The 5,224-nt window shown below is 66.5% G+C and carries 4 protein-coding genes and 1 tRNA gene; 3 read left to right on the top strand and 2 right to left on the bottom strand.

Going from position 1 to position 5,224, the window contains the following annotated elements:
* Positions 1-2,226: Mur ligase family protein (locus ACREE8_RS06570; protein ID WP_431572182.1), on the bottom strand; the 2,226-nt coding region annotated here is incomplete at its 3' end.
* A gap of 446 nt (positions 2,227-2,672) precedes the next feature.
* On the opposite strand from ACREE8_RS06570, the gene ACREE8_RS06565 reads away from it, so the two are divergent.
* The gene (locus tag ACREE8_RS06565; RefSeq protein ID WP_431572181.1) at positions 2,673-2,903 is read left to right on the top strand and encodes a hypothetical protein; all 231 of its coding nucleotides are present in this window, start codon (positions 2,673-2,675) and stop codon (positions 2,901-2,903) included.
* A 184-nt stretch (positions 2,904-3,087) separates the two neighbouring features.
* On the opposite strand, the gene ACREE8_RS06560 is transcribed toward ACREE8_RS06565, so the two are convergent.
* Positions 3,088-3,163 (bottom strand) — tRNA-Lys (locus ACREE8_RS06560).
* Between the two features lie 290 nt (positions 3,164-3,453).
* Between ACREE8_RS06560 and ACREE8_RS06555 the strand changes: the two genes are divergently transcribed.
* Positions 3,454-4,314, top strand: coding sequence for an ABC transporter substrate-binding protein (locus tag ACREE8_RS06555; RefSeq protein WP_431572180.1), 861 nt, complete (start codon positions 3,454-3,456; stop codon positions 4,312-4,314).
* Between the two features lie 134 nt (positions 4,315-4,448).
* Positions 4,449-5,224 (top strand): ABC transporter permease subunit (locus ACREE8_RS06550; protein WP_431572179.1); only part of this gene is annotated, 776 nt, incomplete at its 3' end.

Here is a 5,224-nt window from a genome sequence, read left to right as displayed (position 1 = left end):
GACGGACATGACGGCCGTCAGCGCCGGCGGATCCGTGGCGCGATCGAACAGGATGCGAACCGGGAAGCCTTCCACGAAGTTGAAACGGCCCTGGGACGATGCGACGGTGATCTCATATCGCGCCAGCCCGTCTCGAATCGTTTCCGGCGACAGGCCCAGACCGAGGGCGAGGCCGCAAGCCGCCATCGCGTTCGCCACGTTCGGCCGGATGATCCCGCCGAGGCTCGCCGGAAACGCCGCCGCTCCGATCAGCGGCGTCATGTCATGGCCCTGCCAATGGACGATCGTTTCGTGGCCCTCCACGGACAGAAGTCCGATCGCTTCGCCGCCGGCCGCGAGATGGGCTTTGATCGCCGGTGAATCGGGGATCATGGAAAACAGGATGGTCCTCAGGCGCGCGCGGCAGGACGGCGCCAGGCTCGCGCAGCGCGGGTCATCGGCGTTCAGCACGACGGCTCTTCGCGCCGCGTCGATCACTTTCGCCTTCAACGCCGCCATCTCGTCGAGCGTCTCGATCCCGTTCATGCCGATCTGCTCCCGCCCGACATTCAGGAGCGCCGCCACGTCGCAGCGATCGAGATACATGCCGTCCTGAAGCAACCCGCCCCGCGCCGTCTCGAGGACCGCCGCCGTGACCGTCGGGTCCCGCAGCACGATCGAGGCCCCATGGGATTCCGCGCTGTCGGCGACCAGGACCTGCTCGCCGCCGATCCAGACACCCTCCGTGGTCGCGTTCCCGACACAATGGCCCGCGGCAGCCAGGATGCTGCTCAGCATCAGGGTCGTGGTGGTCTTCCCCTTGGTGCCGGTGACCATCGCGGTCGGGATGCGACCGTCCTCGCCGCGGGGATAGACGGTATCGAGAATGGCGCCGGCGACGTCGAAATCGGGGTTGGCTTCCGAATGCGGCCGCAGTCCGATCGACGTATTGATCTCGCAGATGCCGCCGCCGACCTCGCGCCAGGATTTCGAAATGTCGGGGCAGATGAAATCCACGCCCGCGACGGTCAGGGCCAAGGCCTTCGCGGCCCGCACCGCCGCGCGCGCATTGTCGGGATGAACCACCGCGGAGAGATCGATACTGGAGCCTCCGGTCGAGATGTTGGCGTTGACCCGGAGCCTGACCCGGCGGCCCGCCTCGGGAACGGTCTCGCGGCTGCAGCCTTGCTGCGCCAGGACCCGGTCCGCCTCCTCGTCGAGCGGCAGGAGCTCGAGCGGCCCGCGGATGCGCCGCAGATTCTTGTTCTCGACCTCCGCCAACTCGGTGACGCTGCGCCGGCCGTCGCCGAGGACGGAGGCCGGGATACGCTGCGCGACGGCCACCAGCTTGCCCTCGATCACCAGCATGCGGTGGTCCTCCCCGGGCAGGAAGGTCTGCAGCATGAAGCGTTCCCGGCCGAGATTGACCCGCTCCAGCACAGCCCGCAGCTCGTCCGCGTTGCGCAGGTCGGCAAAGACAGAGCGCCCCTTGTCGCCGAACACCGGCTTCAGAACGACGGGATAGCCAAGCGTTTCGGCCAGTTTCAGCGCCGAGGCCGCGTCCTTGACCGCAGCGAATTTTCCGACCGGGAGCTGCAGCTGCGCCAGGACTCCCAGGGTCAGCATCTTGTTATGGGCGAGCTCGCGGCCAATCCCGGATTCAGGTGTCAAAGCGGCACTCGTCAGGCGATGCTGCCGCGCGCCCTGTCCGAGCTGGACATAATTGAGCCCGGCGGCCATCCGGAACCAGGGAATGCCGCGCCGCTCGACGGTCTCGACCATCTGGCGCGTGGCATCGCTCATGCGCAGCTGCTTTACGCGCTCGACATGCCGCGCCAGCTCGGAATCGAGAGCGTCCTCTCCCGCCGGAGGCTGCACGGCCCGGTCCGCGAGCGGCACCGCCATGGCCAGGCAGGCATCGGCGAGAGAGGGATCGCGGCAGGAAAAATACACCACGGCGATGCGCCGCGCCGGATCGCGCGAATGGACGCCGCAAACCGGCGCCACGATGTCCCCGATCGATTGCAGCTGCTGCGCGATCCGGGCGACGAACTCGGCCGTGTCGACCGGCCTTCCGTTATCGATGGCGCCCGGCAGCCGGCGATCGAAGATCGCGCGATGCGAGGGCGTAAGCCGCGCCGTGGTCCAGCCGAACGCGTCGGCGAGGTGCAGGCTCCCGGCCAGGACCGGAACCGGCGCATGGATGTTGCGCCAGAGAAAATGCCGCTTGCCTCTGAGCTTGATCAACGGACCTCGCGCGGGGGCTGCCCTTGTGCCCCTCAGTCGAATCTGCCGGCGCGATTCCTAGCACGGTTCCGGGCGCCGCCGAGAGCCAGAGGTCTTCCTGGTTCCGCGCCCGGCATTCCGAAGGCGGACAAGACTTCCCGGGGACGACATGCTTCGCGCCTCTGCATCAGCGACCCGAAGCCCATGACGATCGCTCGACGGCCCAAGATCAATGACATCAAGCGGTTAGGAAATCAGGGGCGGAATCCGGAGCCGAAGGCACGAAGCTTGTCCCGGCTTCCAGCGGGGCTCGCACTCTGCTTCCGAGCCTTTGCTCCCACGAACAGAAGCAATTGAAACAATAAAGCGCGGTGCGACGACATCGAGCCGAAACTTGGTAACTCCATCCTTGTTGCCGGCCGCGGACTTGGCATCCCGGAGCCGGGTCTGCCGAAAGGACGGAGGCAATGATGATCGACGCGAGCATTACCGGAAATGGGAGCATATTCCTGCCGGACAACCCGCCCAATGTCGTTGTCACCAAGGCCAAGAGCCAGGCGAGGGCGCTGCAATGTCCGGTCTATATCTATTGGATCCGCTCGAGCTGGGTAACGACCACCGACCCGCACGAGCCCCCCTCGGAGGGAGCGGTCTGGATGATTCCTGCGAATGAGAACGACCCGGACTCCGCAAGCTGAGGCGGCGGCGGGGTGCGTCTCTGCACCGTTGTTGTCTCGCCTGCGACCGATCCCTGCATGGCGGTCACCAGTTGCGCGTCGTTCCGATCGATGGGAAACGCGCAAAGTTGGACGATCGAGTTGGATTGTCCAACCCGCTCTTCCTGCGTTCGGCGTGATCTGGTGGGTAAGCCTTTGAAAGGCTTGGTGGGCGCAGCAGGACTCGAACCTGCGACCCGCTGATTAAGAGTCAGCTGCTCTACCAACTGAGCTATGCGCCCAGATCCGGCCCGGCGGGCGGCCCTGAGAGCCATCCGAGGAACGCGGCGATATAGCAAAGCCACCCCCTCTTGTCGATAGGCTTGCCCGGTGGGCCTGGGGACAGTTTGGACCGGTCAAGCCCCTGTCCGGCCGGGAAATTCCCCTCCCCTGGCTGGACAGCCGCCGGCTGCGCTAAGATGCCGCCTGCTCGCCCCCGCCGCGGTGCCGAGGCACCCCTCCCGCCGCCGGGCCCGAGCCAACGAAGATAAACGTTCTGGGACATCGTCCTTCATTGCCACGGGAGACTTTCATGAATCGCCGTATGACGCTTGGCGCAGCCCTGGGCGGCGCCTTTACCCTTGCGCTTGCGCTGACGGGCTCTTTGCCCGCCGCAGCCGCCGATATGATCGGCAATTGCGAACTGACCGGCGCCAAGGGCTCGATCCCGATGACCCCGGCGGTCGCGGGCCAGCTCACCGTCGAGGTCAACCTGCCCGCCCCGGGCTGGTGGAACGGCGATACGCCCGAAAGCATCAAGGACGGCTACGAATACTGCATGGCGGCGAACATCGCGCACCGCGCCGGGCTCGATAAGGTCAAGGTCGTGAACGTCGCCTGGGACGCGCTGGTCGCGGGCCAGACCAGGAATTTCGACCTGGCGCTGTCCGAGATCTCGATCACCGACGAGCGCAAGAAGGTGGTGGATTTCTCGGTCCCCTACTTCTCCTCCGACATCGGCGTGCTGGCAAAGAAGAGCACCAAGGTCGAGGCCATGACCATGAAGGGCCTGCGCATCGGCGTGCAGCAGGGCACGACCGGCGCCGATTTCGTTCATAATCTGCTGATGCCGACCAATCCGGAGAAGGTGTTCCCGGATACACCCTCGATGTTCACCGCCCTCCAGGCGGGCCAGGTCGATGTGGCCATGACCGACACCGCGATCGTGCTGGGCCAGGCCGCCGTCTCCAACGGCATGTTCACCGTGGTCGGGCAGTACCAGACCGGCGAAACCTATGGCGCGCTCTATCCCAAGGGCTCGGCCAACGGCAAGACGATCGACAAGATCATCCAGGCGCTGATCGACGACGGCACCCTGAAGGCTCTCGCGGCGAAATATCTCGCCGGGGCCTGGGGCGCCGACCCGACCGCGATCCCCTACTTCAAGCCGTAATCGCCGGCCTTCCGCCGTTCGACGGGACCCTGCTCCGGGCGCATCCTCGCTCCGGAGCGGGGAGCCATCGGGGCGGCGCAGGAGACTTGGGCTTGCCAGGGGGCTTGCCAGGCTCCGCTTGAAAGGGGTCAGCGATGAGCAGCGACACCGCGCCAGAAGCCATCCGCGTCCCGCGCCGGCGCATCGCCACGCCGCCGAAGGACGCCGTCACCGGGGCCACGGTCGCCCTGGCGGGCGCGCTCGCCGTCATCGCCGCGACCTGGTGGCTGCGCAGCATCCTCCAAGGGGTGCTGGTCGATCTGCAGGTGAGCGGCACCATCGGCGAGACCATCCTGCTGGTCTGCTCGATCGCCTCCTTCGTTCTCCTGCTCCCGGCCTATCGCGCCCTCCAGGCCGCCAGGCGCGGCCGCGCCGCCCGGCTCCAGGGCGACATCATCGCCGCGCGCGTCCAGGGCGCCGCCGCCCGCACCTGGTGCTGGTACACCTTCGGCTATGCGGTGGCGGTGCTGCTGGTGCTCGTGATCGCGCTCTTCATCGTGCTCAACGATATCGCGGTCGGCCGCACCTTCTTCTTCCTGCCGCTGATCTTCAGTTCCTTCGGCCTCGTCTTCCACGCCTTCTGGGTCAACGTCTTCATCTTCTGCGTGGCCGAGGTGTTCGTTCTGATCTGGGGGCTGGTGGTCGCGATCGCGCGCCTCATCCCCGGCGAGCCCGGCCGGCCCATCCGCATGATCGCCACCGCCTATATCGACGTGTTTCGCGGACTCCCCGCCATCATCTCGATCTATCTGGTGGGCTTCGGCCTGCCGCTGACCGGCCTGCCGATCATTCGCGACTTCCCGCTCGAATGGTATGCGATCCTGGCCCTGACCTTGACCTACGGCGCCTATGTCGCCGAGGTCTATCGCGC

Origin of the sequence: Hypericibacter sp. (assembly GCF_050729195.1) — a bacterium.
GTDB lineage: Bacteria > Pseudomonadota > Alphaproteobacteria > Dongiales > Dongiaceae > Hypericibacter.
This window is presented reverse-complemented; position numbering and strand designations above follow the sequence as displayed.